Origin of the sequence: Sphingobacterium paramultivorum (assembly GCF_014109745.1) — a bacterium.
Classification (GTDB): domain Bacteria; phylum Bacteroidota; class Bacteroidia; order Sphingobacteriales; family Sphingobacteriaceae; genus Sphingobacterium; species Sphingobacterium paramultivorum.
On the sequence record NZ_CP058555.1, the window covers coordinates 271,196 to 289,177 of the forward strand.

At 41.8% G+C, this 17,982-nt stretch carries 22 protein-coding genes; 14 read left to right on the top strand and 8 right to left on the bottom strand.

Annotated features, from left to right (window positions below):
• Genes HS960_RS01170 through HS960_RS01180 form a run of 3 tightly spaced genes read left to right on the top strand, consistent with a single transcriptional unit; the run spans position 1 to position 5,944 of the window.
• Positions 1–1,329, top strand: a complete 1,329-nt coding sequence (locus HS960_RS01170) for a TlpA family protein disulfide reductase (RefSeq protein WP_182331055.1) — start codon at positions 1–3, stop codon at positions 1,327–1,329.
• A gap of 6 nt (positions 1,330–1,335) precedes the next feature.
• On the top strand, positions 1,336–4,560 hold the full coding sequence (locus HS960_RS01175) for a SusC/RagA family TonB-linked outer membrane protein (protein WP_182331056.1): 3,225 nt from the start codon (positions 1,336–1,338) through the stop codon (positions 4,558–4,560).
• A 10-nt stretch (positions 4,561–4,570) separates the two neighbouring features.
• Positions 4,571–5,944, top strand: a complete 1,374-nt coding sequence (locus HS960_RS01180; RefSeq protein WP_182331057.1) for a RagB/SusD family nutrient uptake outer membrane protein — start codon at positions 4,571–4,573, stop codon at positions 5,942–5,944.
• 57 nt (positions 5,945–6,001) lie between these two features.
• Here the strand turns inward: HS960_RS01180 and HS960_RS01185 are convergent, their stop codons facing one another.
• The 4 genes from HS960_RS01185 to HS960_RS01200 form a co-directional block, all read right to left on the bottom strand.
• A complete protein-coding gene (locus HS960_RS01185) occupies positions 6,002–6,310 on the bottom strand; it encodes a hypothetical protein (RefSeq protein WP_182331058.1) in 309 nt (102 codons plus the stop codon).
• Between the two features lie 163 nt (positions 6,311–6,473).
• Positions 6,474–7,136, bottom strand: coding sequence for a DoxX family protein (locus tag HS960_RS01190; RefSeq protein WP_228280161.1), 663 nt, complete (start codon positions 7,134–7,136; stop codon positions 6,474–6,476).
• A gap of 106 nt (positions 7,137–7,242) precedes the next feature.
• Positions 7,243–8,115 (bottom strand): hypothetical protein, encoded by an 873-nt coding sequence (locus HS960_RS01195; protein ID WP_182331060.1) that lies wholly within the window; start codon positions 8,113–8,115, stop codon positions 7,243–7,245.
• A 21-nt stretch (positions 8,116–8,136) separates the two neighbouring features.
• Positions 8,137–9,129 (bottom strand): helix-turn-helix domain-containing protein, encoded by a 993-nt coding sequence (locus HS960_RS01200; protein WP_182331061.1) that lies wholly within the window; start codon positions 9,127–9,129, stop codon positions 8,137–8,139.
• Between the two features lie 316 nt (positions 9,130–9,445).
• Here HS960_RS01200 and HS960_RS01205 point away from each other — a divergent pair, with 316 nt between their 5' ends.
• From HS960_RS01205 to HS960_RS01245, 10 genes are all read left to right on the top strand, one after another.
• Positions 9,446–9,586, top strand: coding sequence for a hypothetical protein (locus HS960_RS01205; RefSeq protein ID WP_157626165.1), 141 nt, complete (start codon positions 9,446–9,448; stop codon positions 9,584–9,586).
• Between the two features lie 76 nt (positions 9,587–9,662).
• On the top strand, positions 9,663–10,547 hold the full coding sequence (locus HS960_RS01210) for a lysophospholipid acyltransferase family protein (protein ID WP_182331062.1): 885 nt from the start codon (positions 9,663–9,665) through the stop codon (positions 10,545–10,547).
• 46 nt (positions 10,548–10,593) lie between these two features.
• The gene (locus HS960_RS01215) at positions 10,594–11,625 is read left to right on the top strand and encodes a LytS family sensor histidine kinase (protein WP_182331063.1); all 1,032 of its coding nucleotides are present in this window, start codon (positions 10,594–10,596) and stop codon (positions 11,623–11,625) included.
• Entirely contained in the window at positions 11,622–12,365 is a 744-nt protein-coding gene (locus tag HS960_RS01220) for a LytR/AlgR family response regulator transcription factor (RefSeq protein ID WP_153847823.1), read from the top strand. Before HS960_RS01215 ends, HS960_RS01220 begins: the two co-directional genes overlap by 4 nt.
• 34 nt (positions 12,366–12,399) lie before the next feature.
• On the top strand, positions 12,400–12,693 hold the full coding sequence (locus HS960_RS01225) for a helix-turn-helix domain-containing protein (RefSeq protein ID WP_182331064.1): 294 nt from the start codon (positions 12,400–12,402) through the stop codon (positions 12,691–12,693).
• 74 nt (positions 12,694–12,767) lie between these two features.
• Positions 12,768–12,962 carry a hypothetical protein gene (locus tag HS960_RS26855; RefSeq protein ID WP_228280163.1) on the top strand — a complete coding sequence of 65 codons (195 nt, stop codon included), beginning with the start codon at positions 12,768–12,770 and terminating at the stop codon, positions 12,960–12,962.
• 321 nt (positions 12,963–13,283) lie between these two features.
• A complete protein-coding gene (locus HS960_RS01230) occupies positions 13,284–13,925 on the top strand; it encodes a DUF6266 family protein (protein ID WP_182331065.1) in 642 nt (213 codons plus the stop codon).
• A gap of 89 nt (positions 13,926–14,014) precedes the next feature.
• Positions 14,015–14,413 carry a hypothetical protein gene (locus HS960_RS01235; protein ID WP_182331066.1) on the top strand — a complete coding sequence of 133 codons (399 nt, stop codon included), beginning with the start codon at positions 14,015–14,017 and terminating at the stop codon, positions 14,411–14,413.
• The gene (locus HS960_RS01240) at positions 14,332–14,964 is read left to right on the top strand and encodes a CHAP domain-containing protein (RefSeq protein WP_159727969.1); all 633 of its coding nucleotides are present in this window, start codon (positions 14,332–14,334) and stop codon (positions 14,962–14,964) included. Before HS960_RS01235 ends, HS960_RS01240 begins: the two co-directional genes overlap by 82 nt.
• A 134-nt stretch (positions 14,965–15,098) precedes the next feature.
• Positions 15,099–15,413, top strand: a complete 315-nt coding sequence (locus tag HS960_RS01245; protein WP_182331067.1) for a hypothetical protein — start codon at positions 15,099–15,101, stop codon at positions 15,411–15,413.
• 117 nt (positions 15,414–15,530) lie between these two features.
• Here the strand turns inward: HS960_RS01245 and HS960_RS01250 are convergent, their stop codons facing one another.
• On the bottom strand, positions 15,531–15,986 hold the full coding sequence (locus HS960_RS01250) for a PA2169 family four-helix-bundle protein (RefSeq protein ID WP_153847829.1): 456 nt from the start codon (positions 15,984–15,986) through the stop codon (positions 15,531–15,533).
• Between the two features lie 221 nt (positions 15,987–16,207).
• Between HS960_RS01250 and HS960_RS01255 the strand changes: the two genes are divergently transcribed.
• Positions 16,208–16,393 (top strand): CsbD family protein, encoded by a 186-nt coding sequence (locus HS960_RS01255; protein ID WP_046675215.1) that lies wholly within the window; start codon positions 16,208–16,210, stop codon positions 16,391–16,393.
• A 111-nt stretch (positions 16,394–16,504) separates the two neighbouring features.
• Here the strand turns inward: HS960_RS01255 and HS960_RS01260 are convergent, their stop codons facing one another.
• The 3 genes from HS960_RS01260 to HS960_RS01270 all read right to left on the bottom strand — a co-directional run bounded on the left by HS960_RS01260 (position 16,505) and on the right by HS960_RS01270 (position 17,850).
• Complete coding sequence (locus HS960_RS01260; RefSeq protein ID WP_182331068.1) at positions 16,505–16,663, bottom strand: hypothetical protein; 159 nt, start codon at positions 16,661–16,663, stop codon at positions 16,505–16,507.
• A 228-nt stretch (positions 16,664–16,891) separates the two neighbouring features.
• A complete protein-coding gene (locus HS960_RS01265; protein ID WP_153847831.1) occupies positions 16,892–17,623 on the bottom strand; it encodes a PRC-barrel domain-containing protein in 732 nt (243 codons plus the stop codon).
• Positions 17,624–17,667: 44 nt separating this feature from the next.
• Positions 17,668–17,850: a hypothetical protein gene (locus HS960_RS01270; protein WP_153847832.1), complete on the bottom strand. Its 183-nt coding sequence runs from the start codon at positions 17,848–17,850 to the stop codon at positions 17,668–17,670.
• Positions 17,851–17,982 lie beyond the last annotated feature (132 nt).

Consider the following 17,982-nt stretch of genomic DNA (forward strand, 5'->3'; position numbering starts at 1 on the left):
ATGATGAAAAAATTAAAACTAGAATCCAATAGCAGCGCATTACTGCATATGCAAATACTAAAGATCTCGGTACTTGTGATCTTATACTTCTTAGTTTCTATGTTTAGTTTATCAGCTCAGACGCCCCGCAAGGACAGCGGGGCCAATGGGCTTTTAATCAAACCGTTGAAAGTGGGGGACAGTATCCCACAGTCCCTTTGGGATTTGCCAATAGACATTGTTAATGCTCCATCTAAAAGTGATCCATTTAAACTTAGTCAGTTTCGCGATAGGAAATTAATCATCATTGATTTTTGGGCAACATGGTGCAGTCCCTGTATCAAGTCTATTCACAAGCTGGATAGCCTACAGCCAATTTTTAAAGATGAATTAGCGGTATTTGCGACAAGTTATGAAGATCGAGATCGGGTAAATGCTTTTCTGAAAAAACAGGGAATTAAACTGTTCTCGGGTACAAAAACAGAATACCTGAAACAATATTTTCCCCATAAAATGATTCCGCATCAGGTATGGATCAAAAATGGCAAAATCATCGCTATTACTGAAGGATCTAATGCAACAGATGAAAATATTCGGCGCGCTTTGAAAGACGATTCTTTTAAGTTGGCGACTAAAAATGATCGGCTTGATTATTCGCGGAGCCGATATCTTACAGATTTTATAGACACGGCTGATATTAACAGTTTCGCTGTTTCTACATTTAGTAGCGGACAAGATGGCCTCGGAAGCATTATTTCGGAAAAAATAATACAAAACAAAATCTTTGTCTATTATATCAATGCTGATCCCATTTCCATGTTTATGCGGACCTTGCAACAACCCAACAATAAAACTGTCATCACCAATAAAAAGCTTTTGGAAATTGATAAGCTTCATGGCTTGGAGGCTATGTTCTGTTATCAGTTGATCAGCAGGGATACCACCAGATCATACTGGGTAAAGCAAGTCGTAAACGATCTATCCCTCCAATTTGACGTCAAAATTGAGCGCAAATTACTCACCAAGGATTGTATCATTATTGGCAAATTAAAGGAAAATAGCCCTAGAGAGAGCATTTCTAGCACTGGCCGTCCGCAGGTTTTTCAAGACTTTGTTAACCAGCTCAACTATTCGACACGATGGAAAATGGATCAACCTCTTTTTATAGATGAGTCGGGATTTACGGGTAAAGTGTCGACGCCTTACTATAAAGACCTCCAATTTGATCTTGATAAGCTCAATCAGGCCCTGAAACCTTATGGTCTTATTGCTTCGAAAAAGAAAAGAAAAATAGAGGTGCTCGTTCTTGCGGAGAACAATACAGCTGAAATTAAGCCTAATATAAGATAACCCATAATGAACCCTATACTAAAACTAAATAGCGGGATCAAAGTATACTTTGTGCTCGTCATCATATCATTTTTATCGGTCAATTTTGGCTATAGCCAAAATAATCTAGGTCTATTGACAGGAATACTACGCGACTCTTCCACAAACGAGACGATCGAAGGTGTTACCGTGGTACTTGTCGGTCAGTCAACAGTAAAAGCGTCTACCGATAATAAGGGCAAATTCGAAATTAAAACAAAAGTGACAAAAGGAACCCTGACCTTATCGCGGGTAGGGTATCGACCTAAGACAGTAGCATTTGATCTAAGTGCATCCAACACGATAGAAATTGGATTAGCTAAAGCTGAGAACATGTTACAAGAGGTGTTGATCAACACAGGATACCAGCGTATTTCAAAAGAAAGGGTAGTCGGTAGTGTCGATGTGATCGGAACAGAACTGATCAATCGGAATGTCGGTGCAAACATAATCCAACGTATCGAGAATCTATCTCCAGGATTATTGGTTAATCATGGAGATGCTGCGGCACAGGATGCCTTTCTGATCCGTGGCCGCAGTACCATCAATGCCGAAGCCAAACCTTTGATCGTACTGGACAACTTTCCGTATGAAGGTGATCTGGAAAATATCAATCCCAATGATATTGCCTCCGTATCTGTTCTTAAAGATGCAGCTGCTGCCTCCATTTGGGGTGCACGTGCTGGTAATGGTGTTATTGTACTGACCAGCAAAAAAGGAAAAATAGGAGCGACCACAGTCTCCTGGAATAGTAACTTGTCCTATAAGGGAAAGCCTGATCTCGATCACCGCAAAATAATGTCTTCGGCAGATCGCATCGCTTTGGAAAAGTTTCTTTTTGACAATGGCCGATATGATGCTTATAAAAATCCGACAACCTTAGGCAATAGAATTGCTGTAGTGCCAGATGCGGTGGAACTGATGATTGCCAACGCGCCTGATCTTGATGCGCAGTTAGCACAACTGGCTGGTCAGGATGTGAAAAAAGATCTTCGGAAATATTTTTATCAGGGCACACTAAATAGTCAAAATGCCGTGAATGTCAGTGGTGCAAATGACAGGATGCAGTATTACATTTCGACTGGTTTGGATCAAGGGCGTAGTCAATTGGTTGGTACATCCAATCAGCGATTTACACTGCGTTCCAACAATCGCTTCAAAGTAACGGATCGGCTCGGATTTGAAACGACAATCAGTTATATCCGTACAAACAACAAGAATGGAAATAATGATGGGATGGGAACAGCACCCTCTGGTACGTATACCTTATCACCGTATGCACGCTTGGCTGATGACAATGGGAATGCGTTGCCCGTGTATCTGAATTATAGAAAAGGATTTTTGGACACCGTGGGTAATGGCCGCTTGTTGGACTGGACATATCGTCCCTTAGACGAAATAAATCGCGAGACGCATTCCACAGATAAGCAGGATTTACTTTTCGCTGTCTCGGCGGACTATAAAGTTCTCGATGGATTGCAGGCTTCGCTCCAATACCAATATCAGCATCAAGCCGGCAACGGTCGGGATCTATTTTCCGAAGAATCGTATTATGCACGAAACAATATCAACGATCTTGCACAGATCAATCGTACCACAGGCCTGGTCACCTATCCATTTCCATTGGGTGGCATTATCTGGCAAAATTATAGCAGCACCCGCAGCCATCAAGGGAGAGGGCAGCTCAATTATTCTAAAAATTGGAAGCAAGAACATCAACTGGATGCGATGGCCGGATTTGAGATCCGTACAATTCGGACTCAAAATGAAAACTACCAAAACATAGGTTACAATGCCGAAAACGGCGCCCTAGCTAATCAAGTGGATCTGTTGATTTATTTTCCACGGCGGACAACTACGGCAACGAGGCGAATCGCGTTCAATGATTACAAGGATGGGGCAGTAGACAACTTCTTGTCTTACTTTGGCAATTTATCTTATCGCTACAAAAATCGGTATGATGTATACGCCAGTTTACGAAAGGATGAAGCGAATCTCTTCGGCCTCAATACAAATGACAAGGGGACACCATTATGGTCATTAGGTGCGGCCTGGGATATGGCAAAGGAAGATATCGGATTGGACAAACTGTTTTCCCGCTTTAAACTTAGAGGTACCTATGGTGTCAGCGGAAATATTGCACGCAATGCCAATGCGATATCGACCATTACATTAAATACAAGCGGTACTACGCATCCTTTCCCAACAGCTTATCTCAATACCATAGCGAATAGTAAACTTTCTTGGGAAAGAGTGAAACAGTGGAATGCGGGGATTGATTTTGAGTTTTTGAATAAGCGTATTAAGGGAACGATCGATTGGTACACTAAAAAAGCGGTCGATCTACTTGCCAGTACTCCAGTAGATCCTACCTACGGTGTGTCAAGTGTCTACATGAATGTGGCTGATATGAAGGGACGCGGCATTGATATTCAGATCAACACGCAGAATATTAAAGGCGCACTGAGCTGGGAAACCGTATGGATGTATAGTCATACAAGTTCCAAAATAACAAAGTACTTATTGCCGGTAGCGAGCACAAGCCAGCAATACCTACCGATCACCTTAGCAAATCCGCTGGAGGGCAGACCGCTATACAGTGTGTTCGCTTTGAAATGGGAGGGACTTGATCCGGCCAATGGCGATCCACAGGGTTTATTGGCAGGAAATCTTTCGAAGGACTACAATGCTTTGTATAACCAGACGCCCTTGGAAGATCTTGTTTTCTTTGGCACTGCCCAGCCGACACATTTCGGCGCGGTAAGGAATAGATTGACCTATAAACAGTTTGACCTTTCTTTTAGTATCAGCTTTAAATTCGGTTATTACTTTAGAACAAACTCGGTCAATTATACCAATATGTTTGCCGGTGACTGGTACGGGCATGCAGACTATGCGGCTAGGTGGCAAGAAACTGGGGATGAAATGTACACAGCTATTCCTTCTCTTGTGTATCCGGCTAATGTGAATCGGGACAATTTTTATAAATACTCAGAAGCACTCGTGCAACGTGGCGATCACATCCGTTTTGATGACATCAATATTGGCTATTCCATTCCTAAACTCGGAAAATTGAAAAACGTAAGAGCCTTTCTATATTTCAGCAATCTGGGAATGCTATGGAAAGCGAATCACCGCGGCATTGATCCTTACTATAACAATAATCCAAGAGAAGCGAGACAGGTCGCGTTTGGTCTAAATCTATCACTTTAATTTTTAACACATGAAATCAATTATAAAACTGTTGATAATAAGCCTACTGTTCAGTGGATGCAGCAAGGAAGAGTTTCTCAATGAAAAGCCGAAAGATTCATTAATCATTCCGACCACATTGGTTCATTTTCAGGCACTCTTGGACAGAGATGCCTATCTAAATGGAACAAATGGTCAAGGGGTGACACCACAACTGGGGGAGTCAGGTGCAGATAATTTTTATCTGCTGGATGCTGACTTCAATGCCAACTTGCGCCCCCAGATGCAAAACTATTATACCTGGGATGCACAGCCTTATACAGGCGTCGAAGTATTGGACTGGCTATATCCTTACCGTGCGATTTTGGCTACAAATACGGTTTTGAATCATTTAGATAAGATCGCTGCATCACAAGCTGATTTAAATTATCTTAAAGCGCAGGCTCTATTTCATCGTGCCCATTTATTCTATCAGTTAGCACAGGTCTTTGCACCGCCATATCGTAAAGGGACCGCCAATGATGAAAAATCAATTCCCTTACGAATGACAGATGATATCAATGAAGATTTGGTGAAGTCTACTGTATCGGAAACTTACAGCCGTATTGTAGGTGATCTGAAGGAAAGTGTGCAATACCTGAAGGAAAATAATGATTTCCCGACAAGACCTTCCAAACAGGCAGGCTATGCCTTATTGTCACGTGTGTATTTAACGATGCAGGACTATATGGAAGCGGAAAAATATGCTGACTCCTGCTTGGCTATCACAGATTTTCTCTTGGATTATAATCTGATCAATATGGCGCTGACAGAACCGCTGACAGGCAATAATCAATCGGGCATCATCAAACCGGAGGTGATTTATTGGACTGGAATGCTGGCAGATCCGTATCAATATTATCCAACTACATTTTTGAGTGCCCTAATTCCGGATCAGCTTTATAATAGCTATGCCGATAGTGATCTGCGCAAGAAATTGTTCTTTGAAAAGAGACCGAATGGTTATCGGTTTAGGGGAACATATAATTACTTCTCTACCCGGAGTAATTATTTCTCGGGATTGGCGGTAGACGAAATCTATTTAAATCGGGCGGAATGTCGTGTAAGAAACGGTAAAGTCTCAACGGGACTTGATGATTTAAATCATCTTTTGGAGAGGCGCTGGGAAAAGGGGAAATATGTGCCTGTTGAAAATCTTTCTCAGGCAGAAGCCTTGAAAGCGATTTTAGAGGAGCGAAGAAAAGAATTGATTTTTCGTGGAGTCCGTTGGTCTGATCTGCGACGGTTAAATATCGAGGGGGGCGATATCACTTTGGAACGAACGGTAAATGGAAACAAATACGTTTTGCCACCCAATGATCCGCGCTGGACCTGGCCATTTCCTTTGGAAGTAACTGCAAAATAATGAGAAGCTCCGTGAAAGACATTGCTTTCACGGAGCTTCCTTTGCTAACCAAAAATATTACGGCTCTGCATGATAACGAGTCGCATCTGCGGGAGTTACATCATTGATAACTGATGGGGCCGTACCCGGTTCGAAACCTTTTGCACAAATCTCCTCAAGAACTGGCTCACAGCCATTTGATGGTTCGTCGGTTGGACCACCAGACAGTAATTGATACGTACCATCAGGTTGTCTTTCATACCAATCCATTGGATCGGCATATTTAGTGGTGTTTGCAGATGTCAACGACCAAGTTGATAATCCGGCTGCAATGGCTAATCCCAGAATAGGCATCACATTTGTCTTGATAAATTTAATTAGGTTCATAACCTTAACTTTAAATGGTAAATAAGTTGTTTTTAACCGCCTGTAGCTGCCAATTTTTTCTGTCCGTAGCCATCAGCAGGAATACAGGGTAATCCATGTCTTTTGGCAGACGTGCCCTTCACTCCGATAGCCTTGCATCAGAGATCCGCTGTGGATTTTGGTGCTATTCTTTCGTATGCTTGTGCTTACATTTCAACCTATGCAGGGTTTCCCTTTTTCGATTTCTCATTAATGGGATCGAGTTGGTGATTTTATAACGATCTATGTTATTTTGCTTGTCGATATGAAGTTTAGATTTTAATATCCACCATTGGAGTACAAAGGCCCAGCTGCTGATCAGTAGTAGAAAGACGTTGAATACAAAATGTTTTTTCCAGCCAATCTGAATGATCAGACCGCAATTACAGGGTAGCTTGTCACTCCATACATGTAATATGGCCAATCCGACATAGACTGTAAACGCCATCATTAATAGTGCTGATAATCCCAGCCCAAATAACCGGGTGCGATGATAGCCGATCAATAGTGCGGCAGTAAGCTCACTACCTGGTATAGCGTATGCCAAGAACATGGCAAAAGGTCTTGGGAATGGCTGACGAAGCATGCCTTCCATATTTTGGTCAAAACCTGTAATCTTGTTGTAAGCGACGAAAATCCAGAGGCCCATCATAAAGGAACCATAAAATGTCACCGCGATTTCTTTCCAATGAACTAAGCAAAAGCGAGCAAGCGACATGGCCAATCGTAACAATAGTTCTATTGCTTTTTTCGATTGTAATGGAATCTTATCAAGCTGAACATCTTTATTGTTGATATGTCTATTCATTTGGTTCATGTTGCTTACCAAGTTTTACAATACTAAATTACCTCCTTATACAGCCCCAGTGTTAGGCCAAATTTGATCGAGCGATATGCCAAGTTTGATCGGCTCCTTAGTAGCCTTCATAATCCGAAAGCAGATAGGGGTAGCCTTTTGGAAATTCATGATAGACATGGAGGTAGGCCAATACAAAAGGGCATACCCAGCGCCGGTTGAGCAGGTCGACAATTGATGACAGGTTAAGCGGATCAATGTAGGTGCTGTCATAACGCTGAAGGATTTCGCTGATATCAGATTTGATCTGCTGGCGCCGACTATTTTTTTCTTCGTAGTCTAGATCCCCATACAGGATAGCCCAATACATATCTTGCAACTCTACAATGTAGAGTAATTCACCATGCCAATAATCCAGCTTAAAGCCATGTTTTTTTAGAATTGTGAACAAAAGTTCCAGACAGTGATGTACGTCCATCTCATCGAGATAGGGTGGCGGAAAGGCCGTGAAAGCGATATTAGCCCATTCTTTGCCAACCTGATTATTGACATAAGCTAGCTGGATCATGATGCCTTCACATTGCACTTCGTCAAAATAGTAAGCATCGAACTCATGGTCTCGGTAGAGAGCAGAAGTAAAGGTAATTTCAATCAAAATGCTGGATAGGATATAGAAGAGCTCCAAATGATCATTGCCCAATGGAGGAAAGGTGAGGTAGAGGTATTCATCAAAACTGAGCGCTGATTCGGAGCTGATTTCCTGATCCGTTTCCGATCGCCTACAGTCGATCTCTGTGGACGGATAATCATCCACATGGAGAAATTCGTGGTAGAACTCATAGCGGCAGACCATAAGCTCCTGATGGAAGGAACTTTCTCGCCATCCTTCCGGAGCCAACAAGGTCATCAGTTGTGGTACGGCCTCATAAGTATCCTGAAGAATGGCTTGGGTGATTTTAGTGCCTAGTTTTTTGTTGTTGTTAAATTTCATGTTTAAGTTTATCGGTTATTTTTAGCGTTTGAGATCTTTTTCAATTTCGGCCTTAAACTGCGATGCAGTTTTGCCGGTCAACTTCTTTATAAACCGGTTGAGTTCACTCGGACCACTAAATCCGGTCTCATCTGCGGTAGCACCCAGTTTATCATGCTCCACGATGGTAACTTGTACGAAGGCCAGCAAGCGCATATTGCGTTCCTCCTGCATGCTGATACCGTAAAATTGATGGTATTGGCGGCTTAGACTCGCTGGATCGACACCTAGGACCTGAGCAATTTCATGGATGCGCGTCTTCGCGCCTTCATGAAAGACGATCACTTCGAGCAGTTCTTTCGCTTTCTGTGGGAGAGGAAGGATCGGATCCTCTACCTCGATGAGCTTAAAGCGGCTGAGATGAACCAGGAAAATTAAGTATCTGAGCAGGATATGCTCGTTATTTAGCGTATTGGGGTTAAGCTTGCCAAATAGAATGCGCAGATATTTGATGGTCAGCGGGCCGACCCTAAAGTCTGCACTTTTAAGTGTTGCCGCAGACTGTTCCTTCTTGGCTTGTATAAGATGTCTGATAAAAGCGAATTGCTGTAGGACAGGTGGTCTGAACATGCCCGCATCGACAATAAAGCCAATCAAAATGTGGTGGCCTACTGGCAGGTGTAGGTTGTAAATGCCTTTAGCGAGGTAAAAATATGCACCTTTTGCTTCTGATAGTTCGAAGGTAAAAGATTGATCCATACGTTTGCCGTAAATATGCCCTGTGCTTAACTGGGGATAGATGAGATGCAGGTCGTTCATGGTGATCTCCACCTGGAGATCTATTGCCTCGTTGATCCAATACTCGTAATAATAGAGGTAAGCATACCGCCCATCGAAGATCTGCTCGCTAATCTGGTTGTCGGTAGATTGCCAATGCATTTGCTCTGCATTGCGGATGGGGTAACTAAATGTTTGCTGAGGTTGGTTGACTGCGCTAAAACCCTCATCTAAAGAAAATTTGTAAGTTCTTTTCATCTCGATTATATAAATAGTTAAAAGATGATTTTATGAAGTTTAATTGGAGGGAGCCAAATATAATTGTACATGACTTGTTTTTTAATGCAGTTGACGGAATTAAATTTCAGATGACATTTTTTGATTGTGGATGACAGATCTAAGCTGTATTTGAATTGTAAGTGACATTAACCGGTATATGTACAATTTTTTTTGAAAGGATTTATTTGTTCTAACATATTTGCCACCGTCGGATCCGATATGGAGTAGTCAAGTGTTCGACAAAGGGAAGGTACAATCCTTTGAAGGACCAATTGTAAATCAAAGATAGTATGAAATGAAAATCTTGAAAGATCAGGTATTCAATGGCATAGATCAGGCAATGGAAGCGCAGCCTATTTTACAATGGGATGAGCTGCAATCTTTTATTTCCGGTGAGATCAAAGATGAGGAAAGTTGTCCCATCTTAACTTTCTAATTCGCGCAGCCAAATACCCTTGAGGGAGGAACGAAAACAGGGATGTTTTCTTCCTCCCTTCAATAAATCGCCTTAAATGATATATTCAGAAGACAACCACAGCTGGAGCTATGCGCTATTTTCGGCGCATCTGCACCGCTACATGCCCCGATTGAAATGGGAGCAACACCAATTTATTTACCAACAATGGTGCAATTATCATTTGCCCAAACCCTTGCATTCTAATCTGATTTGGAATACTGACGCTATAGAATCGCTCCCGAAAGCCGAACCGAGCATTTTGGTACTATATCACTTGGGGATGCATGCCTATATCCCCCAAATACTAGCTGAAAATAACATCCAGTTCGATATCTTAATGGATAGAAAAGTATTTGCAAAGCATCAGGAAGAAATGTCAGCACTTCGTGATCTATGTCATGAAAAGGGAACATTACACAGCTTTTTGATGAGCGACGATCCAAGTGTACTATTGAAGGCCAGGACGACGATGCGTGCGGGGAGACACTTGCTGATATTTGCCGATGGAAATAGTGGAACTAAAGATACGCTGGAGAGAAAACTGAAAGTTAGTTTTTTGGAAAGCTCTATCTATGTACGCAAAGGTATTGCTGTACTGAGTTTTTTACTTCAAATGCCGATTGTCCCACTAGCCCATTCCGTCAAAGACGGCCGCTATTACCTTTTTATGGGGGAAGAGATTTTTCGATTGAGCCACGAAAGTAGAGAAGATTATCTATTGCGCAGTATGCAATTGCTGTTTCAATTCTTAGCCAATCAAATCAAGGATGAACCCTGGCGTTGGGAATGCTGGGCATATCTACATGTTCTCAATTGTTATAAAATCAAATCATATATAACGCCTAACTTTAGTTTGAAACTAGCAGAAAATATTCATATTCAACTCGAAGAAAGGAAAGGAATATTTAACAGAAAATATTTTTGTTACCAATTTGAATAAAAATATTTTTTTAACTTAAACTTGTTAAGTAAACTGACGGGTTACCATGCGAAACATACTTCATTTGGCGTATCAGAATATGCTTGTTTTTGCTTTTATGTTGACTTTAGTAGGGTTGGCAAATTTGTTATGGAGTGAAGAAGCTATTCCCTTCATCCAGATTGTAATCGCTGCATCTTTGTATACGGTATACAGTTATGTGATAACTGTACTGTACTTATATATCTGGAAAGAAGGGTATAAACGAAGAATAGTCAGCGTTGTGCTGTATGTCCTTATTTCCCTGACTGTTATCCCCTGTGTCCATACCTTAATTTATACGATACTTCCGAAGGTTAATATACATTTCTCCCGTCATGTGCAATCCGCTAATCTGCCAAAGTTTTATTTTAGGATTATCAGTGGATATCTGGTCGCTAATTTATTGGCGGCAGGAGTTTTCTTTCGTTATAAAGCATCGCTGTTAAAAAAGGAGAGAAATGAGCTGAATAAGGACTTGGGACAATTTAGGGAAAGGGCTTTGGGTATTCAATACACCTCGCATTTCCTGACAACGATATTCCTGACGAGCTTTGGTAAGATGTTGATCGATGAGGAACCATCCGATAAACGTACCAAAAGAGATATCATCCAGTTTTTGGCTTATTTGCTGGAAATCGAGAAAAATGGTGAACTCAAACCTTTTGAGGAAGAGCTTGACGAGCTCAATTGTTTCGTTCGACTACTACAGGATTACTATGGAGAAAGAGCCGTTCGCTATGAGCCTACAATAGGAAAGCCTACTTACCCGGCAATACCAACAGGCATATTATTCTTCCCGTTGGAAAACTGTCTAAAACATGCCCTTATATCGGCAGATTATCCAATCGTATTTACGCTCCTTGGCAACGGGGTTGAAATGTCTTTGTGTTGCACAAACCATTGGGCGCCCAAAAGTGATAAAATCAGCACTGAAACTGGCTTTGGATTACTGCGCGCGAAACTGGAACAAGTAGATTATCAGACCACACTGGAGACACAGCAACAAAATGGGGTCTTTTCTATACATATTAAACTAAAATTTTTTGAAAAGAAATGAATAAGCTAAATTATAGGGTATTGATCGTGGACGATGAACCCAGTTCGTTGGTATATGTGCTGATGTCCTTAAAAGAGCTTCCTTTTATCAATGAGGATATCGCGATCGTGAATAAACCCGTGCAAGCCATTGAATATTTGAAAGAAAATGAAGTGGATATTTTGATACTGGATATGGACCTTGGCGATGCCGATATCGATGGAATCAAACTGGCTAAATTGATCCCTAATCCGCCATTGATGGTGGCCTGTTCTGCGCATACAGATTATGTCTTTAAAGCCAATGAGGCTGGTATCTATACTTATTTCAGTAAAAAGATTAGTTTTAACGCCTTAAAGGCGAAAATGGAAGATGTAGTCGAGATGGTCGACAAAAGATTGGATGTGAAAACGCGTGATGTAAAAAGCCTAAGGATGAAAAGTCTCGAAAACAAAATGATAGAAATAGAAGTTGATCAAATTTACTATGCTTTTGTCGACGATAACAAAATAGATATTTTCATGGCAGAAGAGGCCTATCGATGTGGTGGAAACCTTAGAGCATTACAATCCGAGCTTCCGGTCGCTAAGTTTGCGCGTCCACGACGTAATACCTTGGTTAATTTAGCGAAGGTTGATCTAGTACGCACAGATGAATTATACTTGATGAAACCAAGAAATACTTTTCCTATTTTAATGACGAGATCGTATAAAGAGAATTTTAAACACCAATATGAAGTATATAAACAAAATAATAAGTAAAGGGTAGGCTGCCCTCATTTCATGGTATCGACCAATGGAATATTTTATGTCACAATTGGATGAAATCGTACAATTGTTGCGAGAAATCAATGCAAAACTATCAGCACACCACCTCTCTTCGGAGTCTGGACAAATGACAAAGTGGAACATTGATGAATTGATGACCCGCATGGCCGTGGTGTCAAGATTAGGTATCTCCGAACGAACCTACAACCGCTGGGTAAAATCGGGAGTCCTTAAGCCCATTTACCTGGGTAACAAACATTACTACCGCGAAAAGGATCTACAGGATGCAATCAAGCGGAGTATCGCTAAGGGACTGATTTGAGTCCTAGTGTTTAGTAGGCTGATCTTTTATGAAAAGGTTGGCCTTTTTTTATTCTCTTTTTTCATAGCTGATTTATGGCCAATTCTTTACTTGTTGTGGCGCATTGGTTTGGTATTGCTAGTATACTGACCTGCTATTTCCTTACTGATAGCTTACCTAAACTAGCCTACTTCATTGCATATCCTTTGGTCTTTCTCTGCATATCCTTTGCTATTTCTCTGCCTATTCTCTGGTATTTCTTTGCCATTTCTCTGCCTATTCTTTGGTGATTCTTTGCTGTTTATCTGCTTAGATCTTGTCATATTAGCAATGCAGCGGCCTTTGAATGGCCTCAAAATAGCCTCCAACTGACAAGGAATGACTAATCCTGAAGCGGGCGAGACTGTATCGAAACCGCTCGAAAAATACAGTATTTCCCAACATATAGCTCGGTTTTATGTCGCCATAAATGGCAATTTCAGGCAAATGGCGTCAGATGGCGTCGTTAGACCAAATGCGCTTCTAAACCACTTTACCTTAGTGTCATGATATCGATATCGTGGCTGCCTGCAGCGCCACATGATGGTTAAATATTTTAAAAAAATAATAGTATGGCAAGATTTATAAAAGGAATTCACGGGGCCTTCCAGGGTAAGGTCGGCAACATCGTAGGTTCGTCGTGGCGGGGTATAGACTATGTACGCTCGCTACCAAAGAAAAGTTCAAAGGCAGCATCGGAAGATCAGCTGGCACAGCGCATGAAATTTGGGATGACAACCAGTTTTCTCAAATCCATTAAAGATATCCTGATGCTGGGTTTTTCGGACAGCAAACAAAGAAACAAAACGGGCTACAATGTAGCTTTCCAACAATTTATCAATAATGCGTTTCAAGGGGCTTATCCCAATTTTACGGTCGACTATAGTGTCGTGAAAATCGCAAGCGGCGGTTTGGCCGCTCTTGTAGGGTTGCAGACAGTTGAATCTTTTCCGAAGGTATTGTCTTTGACCTGGGATCCGATCGGAAACCGCTTCAATGCGTTTGACGATGATCAGGTCCTTGTGATTCTGTACGACGTAATAGAAAACCTCTTTTTTGCATTTGAAGGTGCAACACGACTTGATGCCGCAATGGATATTACGCTGCCAGACAGCTATACCGGTAAGACAATAGTCGGCTGGACATTTAACATCCATCGGGACGGAGTGATGACATCAAGCAGCCAGTATTTAGGTGAATTTGTGCTCACCTAGCTGTGTGGATTTATGGAGACTGCTCTTTCGGGAGCAGCTCTTTTTTTGAAACGAATTGATTCGATAAGGTAAAATTTAAAATCAAACAAATGAAAATAGTACAACAACAACAACAACAACAATTGGTCGCGGATATCGAGTATATCTATTGGCCTTTGACAGGGAGATGGGTACTGGGCATTAGTCTGGTCTGTCTTATGGTATTTTTTATTGCTGCAGGCTTTCTGCTGCAAGCGATAGATCCCACGGCAGGGGTATTGGATATTGGTATTCTTTCGGTATTGTTCTTTGCCGTTTTGGCGGCACTATTGATTATCTACTGCTGCTTTTGGCTACAGGAGATCCTCTGGCAGCCTTTTAAGCTCTTTCGTCAGCAATTTAGTGTTCACTTTAATCAATTGACATCATGGCAAAAATGCGTTATTTATTTTTCGGTTTTCTTTCTGTCGCTGTTCTCTTTCTTGGCGGTGCTGGCAATGCTGCTATAGCCGATAAGGAGCAGTCAGGCAGTTATGCTGAGCTCCCAAGTACCAGCCCTGGGCTGGAGCAGGTGGATGACCCATCAGTGAAACGCTACGCCAGTTCGGGTGTACGCGAACGCATTGTCGATATTGCGGTACACGAAATTGGTGTGCAGGAAGCCACAGGCAATAACGATGGCAAGCGGGTAGAGGAATACCTAGCGTATACCGGACTTGGAAAGGGGGATGCCTGGTGTGCCGCTTTTGTCTCCTGGTGTTATGGCCAGACGGGCCTTGCTGTTCCGCGCAATGCCTGGAGTCCGGCACTTTTTCCAATGGCCCGGCGTTATACGGCCCAGCAGATCAGGCAGGGAACTGTGCGCCAGGCAGATCTCTTCGCTATATATAGCCCCAATCTCCAGCGTATCAACCATGTGGGTATTGTGCGCAAAAAGGAGGGAAGCTGGATACTGACCGTGGAGGGGAATAGTGCGGACCAAGTGCTTTCCAAGCGACGCCCTTTGATAACTATTTATGCCTTTTCGAATTGGTTGGACTGCGGGGAGGGGATATGGTAAGGTATATTTACAAGCGGTTGCTTTTTTTTATTGTCTTCTTGTTTTTCTGTTCCTGTAAGCTTTATCGAAACAGGGGAAAGGAAGATCAGCGAGAAGAGCGAATTCAATCACATTACAAGCGGCAAGTGGATGTTGTGTACAAGGAACTAAAAGACAGTCAATCGCGGTATTGGCATTTTTGGACGAATAGCAGTTTCCGCTTTCACCCAGATAGTGGTCTGATTGGACAAAACGGTCAACTGGCGATGCTGGAATCTAAAGTAAATACACGCGCGAAAAATGAGCTTTCCACAAGCAGCAGCGATAGCTACATGCAAACGAAATATGTACTCAGCACAGATAAACGTAGCGCATGGGCGGTCCCTAAGCTTTGGCTCATCGGATTTGTTTTGGTAGCAGTTGCTATTACCTGGAAATTTCGAAATTTTTTTAAAACATTCTTGCGCTGACAGTGGTTTTTTGGATACCTTAAATAAGTTAGATGATTGTATTTATATAGGCTAGGTATGGTTTCCTAGCCTATTTTTTATTCGATATTTTTGTGATTTACTCATCAATGCAAAAATTTAGATACCGCAAAGAATTTTAATATTTTCATGGGCTTCGCGCTGCTGGCTGAGTTGAATCTGGATGAGGTTTTTGGCCCCAATGGATAGCTTGTTTTCCTCTGCTAGCGCTTTCTCATAAACTTCACTGAAAACCGCTTCTCCCCGCTCACATTGCTCCAATAAATGCTGCATATTGCCACCCGATAATTTTGATTTGATCACCATCCACAGCCGGAAAAGTTCGCCGCTCAGTTTCGTCCGGTCGGTGGCGTCTTGACCGGCAAACTCAACCAGCGGACTGAGTTCGGCAATGAATTTTTCGGACTGCGCAGCGAGCTTTTTGAAGACAGCTTCCCGGGCACCTTCGCCTTGCTCATTGGCCAGATCGACCGCCAGCTTGTATCCTTCGATGCGGTCATTATTGATTTTTATAAGCTCATTTAAAATATTAGGGTTGTTCCGATTACTTTTCATTTTTTCGTGATACTGTTTTTAATCTTTATGCTGTTTTTAAAAGGAACAAGGTAGATTAATCATTAGTTTGTCTTTATTTCTTTTATAGTAATTATTGTGGTTTATAAAATGAATAGCTGAAATAGAAGATTCGAAAGAATATTTTAACATTTGATAACATTTTTTTTTAAACGATTTCAGCTGCAGGATGTTCTATTTATAAAAAAACGAAAGGAAATATTATGAGCGAATTAACATGGAAAGGTCGTTGGAACGAAATTAAAGGTAAGGTAAAACAACAATATGCAGATCTTACAGATGATGATTTACTATATGCAGAGGGAAAAGAAGATGAGTTGGTAGGTAAACTTCAAAAGAAAACAGGAAAAACACAAGATGAGGTGAATAGCTGGTTGAACGGTTTGTAGAATAGTGTTTTTAGGTTAAAGGCGGATAGCAGCAATGTTATCCGCCTTTTTTATGCTGTTTTATTATATCCTGGCAAAACTCGATAAGCGTAAATTCAACGAAAACGGAGTTTACCATAGCAACCAGGTAAGAATCGCTAGAAAACCACCCCGGATAAGTAATTCCTGAGTAAGCTCCTCGCGGTCAAGTTTATACCAGCTATATTTTTCATTATACCTCCTGATGGTTTGCCTGTTCTTTTCGTTGACGATTTTATATGTTGCTTTCATAACCGATTTGTATTGATTTTCTACAAATCCTGCAATTTTAATGCAGTTTATATGACGTTAAAGGGATTTCAGTAGTTATTTTGTGAGATAGGTTATAAAATACTGGCGGTTTGGGTATTTTAACGAGTCAATTCAGGAAATACGGCCCGATAAAACAGCTATAAATAGACATCAGGTATAGATAAGTGCTGTTATCTATACCTGATGTAATAGTTATACCTGATTGTCCTATAGTTCACTGTTATTGTCAAGCGTACCGGGCTCATGTCCGGTACCTTGCTCATATCGGGCAGCCACTCTACGGGTGCGCTGCCTCTGATCTGTAGGAAGACTTTCCGTCTTTTTCCCGCCGCTGTAGAACGTATCTTCACTAAAGTGATAATGATCATAGAATTCAGTCGGGTGATAGCTGATGTCGCTCACGATAAAACCGACGTCGCCGGTACCTTCAAACACATGACGGACGGATAGCTCAGTTTGCGGATCAACTTCATCTGGTCGGTAAGCAGGTAAGCGGATTAACTGATCTTCACTGACAGCTATGACCACAACTTCGCCATCATCGGCGGGATTATACAGATAATCCGTTGCGGGTTCCTCTGTTGGTATTTCGTCTATAGTTAGGATCACGCTATGATCGATCGGTTCGACAGGCGGAGTGGCGTAAGCTTCCTCATTGCTGGCCTGAATCTGTGTGCCATCGTAAAGCGACGCCAGTCCAATGGGGGCCAATACCTTTTTATCTTCGTCAATAACAAATTCAGCGTCATGGAGATCGATTATAATGTAACGGACCTGTTGGCTTTCAGGGTCAAAGAGCAGATCATCTACCTTGCCGAGCAGTTGACCGGCCTCATTCTTTACTTTCCAGCCCCGGATATCAGGTTCGCCGTCGACAATTTCGTAATCGCTTCCACCGAGTTCAATTAAATGATTATATTTTTTTTCTTCTAATGCCATGTCTTCAATTTTTTTGGTGATCAATTCTTATATGCAACGGAGGTCTAAAGGGTATCTCTTTGCGGCGCTGTTGTGTTAATGCTTGTATCGGGAGTGGGTTTATCTAACCTAGCGTCACTGTTGTAACGGTTTATAAAATACAGGACCAAGCCCAGCGCGATAAGTGAAAGCAGCAGCCATAGCCACCAGGGGGCTCCGTTTCTCGGTTTTACTTCTAAATGTGCCATATATACTTTTTTAAAAAGAACAACCGCTATAGGGCTTCGTTTGAAAAATTTTGAGTTGGGCAGGATTGCCGGGTAAAGAATATCAGCTGGAAAACGGTCCAAAAGTCAGAAACGGATCATCGACGTACAGGA

What these genes read in the sequence shown, in the direction of transcription:
- HS960_RS01170 (WP_182331055.1), top strand. Translation starts at nt 1, where the DNA reads ATGATGAAAAAATTAAAACTAGAATCCAATAGCAGCGCATTACTGCAT.
- HS960_RS01175 (WP_182331056.1), top strand. Translation starts at nt 1,336, where the DNA reads ATGAACCCTATACTAAAACTAAATAGCGGGATCAAAGTATACTTTGTG.
- HS960_RS01180 (WP_182331057.1), top strand. Translation starts at nt 4,571, where the DNA reads ATGAAATCAATTATAAAACTGTTGATAATAAGCCTACTGTTCAGTGGA.
- HS960_RS01185 (WP_182331058.1), bottom strand. Translation starts at nt 6,310, where the DNA reads ATGAACCTAATTAAATTTATCAAGACAAATGTGATGCCTATTCTGGGA.
- HS960_RS01190 (WP_228280161.1), bottom strand. Translation starts at nt 7,136, where the DNA reads ATGAATAGACATATCAACAATAAAGATGTTCAGCTTGATAAGATTCCA.
- HS960_RS01195 (WP_182331060.1), bottom strand. Translation starts at nt 8,115, where the DNA reads ATGAAATTTAACAACAACAAAAAACTAGGCACTAAAATCACCCAAGCC.
- HS960_RS01200 (WP_182331061.1), bottom strand. Translation starts at nt 9,129, where the DNA reads ATGAAAAGAACTTACAAATTTTCTTTAGATGAGGGTTTTAGCGCAGTC.
- HS960_RS01205 (WP_157626165.1), top strand. Translation starts at nt 9,446, where the DNA reads ATGAAAATCTTGAAAGATCAGGTATTCAATGGCATAGATCAGGCAATG.
- HS960_RS01210 (WP_182331062.1), top strand. Translation starts at nt 9,663, where the DNA reads ATGATATATTCAGAAGACAACCACAGCTGGAGCTATGCGCTATTTTCG.
- HS960_RS01215 (WP_182331063.1), top strand. Translation starts at nt 10,594, where the DNA reads ATGCGAAACATACTTCATTTGGCGTATCAGAATATGCTTGTTTTTGCT.
- HS960_RS01220 (WP_153847823.1), top strand. Translation starts at nt 11,622, where the DNA reads ATGAATAAGCTAAATTATAGGGTATTGATCGTGGACGATGAACCCAGT.
- HS960_RS01225 (WP_182331064.1), top strand. Translation starts at nt 12,400, where the DNA reads ATGGAATATTTTATGTCACAATTGGATGAAATCGTACAATTGTTGCGA.
- HS960_RS26855 (WP_228280163.1), top strand. Translation starts at nt 12,768, where the DNA reads ATGGCCAATTCTTTACTTGTTGTGGCGCATTGGTTTGGTATTGCTAGT.
- HS960_RS01230 (WP_182331065.1), top strand. Translation starts at nt 13,284, where the DNA reads ATGGCAAGATTTATAAAAGGAATTCACGGGGCCTTCCAGGGTAAGGTC.
- HS960_RS01235 (WP_182331066.1), top strand. Translation starts at nt 14,015, where the DNA reads ATGAAAATAGTACAACAACAACAACAACAACAATTGGTCGCGGATATC.
- HS960_RS01240 (WP_159727969.1), top strand. Translation starts at nt 14,332, where the DNA reads ATGGCAAAAATGCGTTATTTATTTTTCGGTTTTCTTTCTGTCGCTGTT.
- HS960_RS01250 (WP_153847829.1), bottom strand. Translation starts at nt 15,986, where the DNA reads ATGAAAAGTAATCGGAACAACCCTAATATTTTAAATGAGCTTATAAAA.
- HS960_RS01255 (WP_046675215.1), top strand. Translation starts at nt 16,208, where the DNA reads ATGAGCGAATTAACATGGAAAGGTCGTTGGAACGAAATTAAAGGTAAG.
- HS960_RS01260 (WP_182331068.1), bottom strand. Translation starts at nt 16,663, where the DNA reads ATGAAAGCAACATATAAAATCGTCAACGAAAAGAACAGGCAAACCATC.
- HS960_RS01265 (WP_153847831.1), bottom strand. Translation starts at nt 17,623, where the DNA reads ATGGCATTAGAAGAAAAAAAATATAATCATTTAATTGAACTCGGTGGA.
- HS960_RS01270 (WP_153847832.1), bottom strand. Translation starts at nt 17,850, where the DNA reads ATGGCACATTTAGAAGTAAAACCGAGAAACGGAGCCCCCTGGTGGCTA.